We start from the raw sequence: 2,981 nt of genomic DNA, 5'->3' as shown, positions 1-2,981 counted from the left end.
TTGGCCCGCCTTTATCTGCGGGCCTTGGGGGAAGTTTTCAGGCGTCTTTCAACGACGCTTCTTTGGCCTGTTTGCTTAGCGACCTGGCCCGTGCGAACACGGCGATTACACCCAGCAGGAGGAAGCCAAGAGCGACGGGGCGGGTAAAGAAGATCAATGCGCCGTTGTTGCTTAGCAGCAGTGCTTGGCGGAAGGTTTCTTCCGCCCCGCCGGCCAGCACGAAGCTGATAACGAAAGCGGCAGGGTTGAAGTCATAGCGTTTCATCAGCCAGCCACCAAAGCCCGCCGCGACCATCACATAGACATCAAACAGGTTCCCGCGCGAGGAATACGCGGCGATGAATGAGGTCAGAAAAATGATCGGATATAGCACGTCCGTTGGGATTTTCAGGATGAAGCGACCAACATAGGACGCACCATAATACCCGATCAGACCATAAGCGGCGATACCCACAAGACCACAGGCGAACAGCTGGTAGACCAGCTCTTTCTGGGTCAGAAACAGCGTCGGGCCAACCTGAATGCCGTGGATCAGGAACACGCCGACCAGAATGGCGCCGATGGTAGAGCCAGGAATGCCAAGCGTCAGCAGCGGTGCCATCGACGGACCGGAAACCGCGTTGTTTGCAGCCTCGGGTGCTGCGATGCCTTCCAGCGCGCCCTTGCCCCATTGCTCGGGGTTTTTGGCGCGGCGTTTACCTTCTCCGTACGCGACGAAGGCTGCAATGGCCGAACCAAGCCCCGGAAGCATCCCGATGAAGGAACCGATAAACGAGGACCGGATGACATGTGGGACACACGGTTTGTATTCAGCCCATGTGAGGCGGTTCTTGGCGATCGAATCCTGATCATGTGGCTCATCGAACTGTTCGATCGGCTTACCGCGGGCTTCGAGCTGCGAGAACACCTCGCCCAACACGAAGATACCGATCATCAGCGGCACCAGAGAGATACCGTTGCTGAGGTCGAACGAGCCGAAGGTGAACCGCTCTTCCGAGGAAATCGGGTCAAGGCCGACCATCTTGATCAGCACACCCAGCGCTGCAGAAGCCAGCCCGCGGGTGATCGATTTGCCGATCACCGAGCCGATGACCACAAACGCTGCGAAGTAGACCGCGAACAATTCCGGTGGGCCCAGTTTCAGGGCGATGGCGGCGATAATGCCAACACCGGCGATCAACAGGATCTCACCAACGTAATCCCCGATGATCGAGGAAATGGTCGCAACCTTCATCGCCTTGGACGACATGCCCCGCTTGGACAGGGGATACCCGTCGATCTGGGTCGCGGCAGAGGCCGCCGTCCCCGGCGTATTGAACAGGATTGCCGCGATTGAACCGCCATATCGCCCGGATTTTCCGATGACGTACAAAAAGGCCAGCGCCGCCAGCGGCTGCATGTAGAAGGTGACCGGCAAAAGCATGGCAATCGCGGCCGATGCAGTCAGGCCGGGGATTGCGCCGACAACCATGCCGACAACGGCGGCGGCCAGCACCCACAAGAGGATGATCGGGTCCGTCAGGACGGTGCCCAGAGCAGCAAAAATCTCCATGGATCAATTCCCCTGAATAACGTCAAGCAGGTCGAACCACTCGCCGTAAGGCGGGTAGACACCGAGCATGACAAAGAAGATGAGGTGATAGATGGCGGGGCATACGATTGCAGCGATCAGTAGACCTATCGGGTTGCGAACGCCAAAAATCATCAGAACCAGAACGGCTGCGATACCCGTACTGATCAAATAGCCAAGCTTGCCCATCAGCCAGACATAGGCCAGCGACAATACCAGCAGGCTGAAGATCCGAGGCAGGATGCTGCCCTCTTCCTTGGGAGTGGTGGCGGGAGCGGAAGAGGACAGCCCTTTCACGCATTCCACAACACCAAGCACGACAAGAGCGCCGGATCCGACCAGCGGGAATATTCGAGCGCCCCATCCACCGTCCGGGTCAGGATTGATGGCCATGCTTGCGGCAACTGCCACCAACCCAAAGATCGCCAGACCTGCGCCGATGACTGTGCTCGAGTTCAGAACGCGTGTTGTCATCGGATCACCCCTGGCTTTTCAGCGCGCTGATGATCGACTCGACATTGTTTTTCATCGCCTGCAGGTTCGCTTCGGCCTCGGCCCCCGGCAGGTAAACCGGTGCGTTGCCGCGCTCGGCCATGGCATCGATGAACGCCTGGGATTCAGTGATATCCTTCATCGCCGCTTCCAGTCCGGCCACGACATCATCCGGAGTGTCCTTGGGGGCGAACAGGATAATGGGTGAACTGACGTCTACCGCGTCAAAACCCGCTTCGGCAAAAGTCGGTACGTCGGTCATGAACGCGTCGCGCTGGTCAGAGTTCAGCGCCAATGGGCGCAGTTCGTTTTCGAACCCTGCGGCCTGCTGAATCCCGATCATCGCAAAATCAACCTGTTCACCGATCAGGGCTGCACGGGTTGCTGATCCGCCTTTGAACGGAACGCCGACCGCGTCCAACTCGTTGGTGTCCAAAAATCCCTGACCTGCAACATGGTGGAAACCGCCATTGCCGGTATGCGCCCAGCGTACTTCACCCGGACGGGCCTTGATGTCCGAGACCAGATCGTCCAGCGACTGATACGGGCTGTTGGCGGGAACCATGAGCGACGTGGTCAGCTTGCCGATCTGTGCAACGACGCGGAACGAATCCAGCGGGGTGACATCAGTGTCGCGCAGCAACGAAGTCAGCAGGAACGAGCCCGCCGAGGTCAGTAGCACCGTTGTTCCATCCGGCCGCCCCCGAGACGCCTCAGTCGCACCCGTCATACCCGACGAGCCGGGCTTGTTGACCACGACAAAAGGCACGGGGAACAACCCATCGCCTGCGGACGCCACCGCCCGCGCATAGCTGTCGGTGCCGCCACCGGCCTTATAGGGCAGAATGATGTTCACAGGGCGCCGCGGCTTCCATTCCGCAAAAGCGGCGGTGCCCGAAAGCGCCAATCCCGCTGTGGC

Annotated in this window: 3 protein-coding genes; all 3 read right to left on the bottom strand. The window is 59.3% G+C overall.

Annotation, left to right across the window (positions count from 1 at the left end; genetic code table 11):
• Positions 1-37: 37 nt before the first annotated feature.
• On the bottom strand, positions 38-1,552 hold the full coding sequence (locus MHN28_RS24685) for a tripartite tricarboxylate transporter permease (protein ID WP_239345693.1): 1,515 nt from the start codon (positions 1,550-1,552) through the stop codon (positions 38-40).
• 3 nt (positions 1,553-1,555) lie between these two features.
• Positions 1,556-2,044 carry a tripartite tricarboxylate transporter TctB family protein gene (locus MHN28_RS24680; protein ID WP_239345691.1) on the bottom strand — a complete coding sequence of 163 codons (489 nt, stop codon included), beginning with the start codon at positions 2,042-2,044 and terminating at the stop codon, positions 1,556-1,558.
• Between the two features lie 4 nt (positions 2,045-2,048).
• Positions 2,049-2,981, bottom strand: a 933-nt coding sequence (locus MHN28_RS24675; RefSeq protein WP_370645815.1) for a Bug family tripartite tricarboxylate transporter substrate binding protein, incomplete at its 5' end; no start/stop codon positions are given.

The sequence above is a fragment of the Ruegeria sp. Ofav3-42 genome (assembly GCF_022347725.1).
In the GTDB taxonomy this organism is placed as follows: domain Bacteria; phylum Pseudomonadota; class Alphaproteobacteria; order Rhodobacterales; family Rhodobacteraceae; genus Ruegeria.
This window is presented reverse-complemented; position numbering and strand designations above follow the sequence as displayed.

Excerpts from the sequence above, each read along its gene's own strand:
- MHN28_RS24685 (WP_239345693.1), bottom strand. The coding sequence starts at position 1,552 with ATGGAGATTTTTGCTGCTCTGGGCACCGTCCTGACGGACCCGATCATC.
- MHN28_RS24680 (WP_239345691.1), bottom strand. The coding sequence starts at position 2,044 with ATGACAACACGCGTTCTGAACTCGAGCACAGTCATCGGCGCAGGTCTG.